This window comes from Streptomyces sp. CO7, from assembly GCF_053474865.1.
The window spans coordinates 79,830-80,475 of sequence record NZ_JBRIOU010000008.1; the positions used below are offsets into that span (position 1 = coordinate 79,830).

At 73.5% G+C, this 646-nt stretch carries 1 protein-coding gene; it reads left to right on the plus strand.

Annotated elements, in window-relative coordinates:
• Positions 1 to 34: 34 nt before the first annotated feature.
• Entirely contained in the window at positions 35 to 508 is a 474-nt protein-coding gene (locus tag ACOV8S_RS25260) for a PPOX class F420-dependent oxidoreductase (RefSeq protein ID WP_351113827.1), read from the plus strand.
• Positions 509 to 646 lie beyond the last annotated feature (138 nt).

The following is a 646-nucleotide window of genomic DNA, read 5'->3' on the forward strand; positions in this document are numbered from 1 at the left end:
GCCTCGGGCCCGTCCGGCCCCTAGGCTGCGGGTCATGGCACCGAACATCGCGACCAACCTCTCCGTCTCCCTCGTGGAGCTGCTGGACTTCGTCCGTCCCCGCCACCGCGCGATCCTGCTCACCCGCCGCGGCGACGGCGGCCCTCAGGGCTCGCCGCTGACCTGCGGGGTCGACGACTCCGGGCGCATCGTGATCTCGACCTACCCGGAGCGGGCCAAGACCCGCAACGCCAAGCGCGACGAGCGGGTCTCGGTCCTCGTCCTCAGCGACGACTGGAACGGCCCGTGGGTGCAGATCGACGGCACCGCCGAGGTGATCGACGCGCCGGATTCGGTGGAGCCGCTGGTGGAGTACTACCGGAACATCGCGGGAGAGCACCCGGACTGGGACGAGTACCGGGCGGCGATGCTGAAGCAGGGGAAGTCGATCATCCGCGTCACCCCGGTCTCCTGGAGCCCGGTCGCCACCGGCGGCTTCCCGGCCCGGCTGGTGGCGGAGCAGGACTGAACCGTCCACCAGGCCGCCGCGGGGCAGGACCGGTCGGCCCGCCGGGCCGCAGCGGAGCACAGGACCGATCCGTCCGTCGGGTGGCCGCGGGCGGTCCGGGTCGCCCTGGGTCAGAAGAGGCCCGGCTGGGCCGGGGGG

What these genes read in the sequence shown, in the direction of transcription:
- ACOV8S_RS25260 (WP_351113827.1), top strand. Translation starts at nt 35, where the DNA reads ATGGCACCGAACATCGCGACCAACCTCTCCGTCTCCCTCGTGGAGCTG.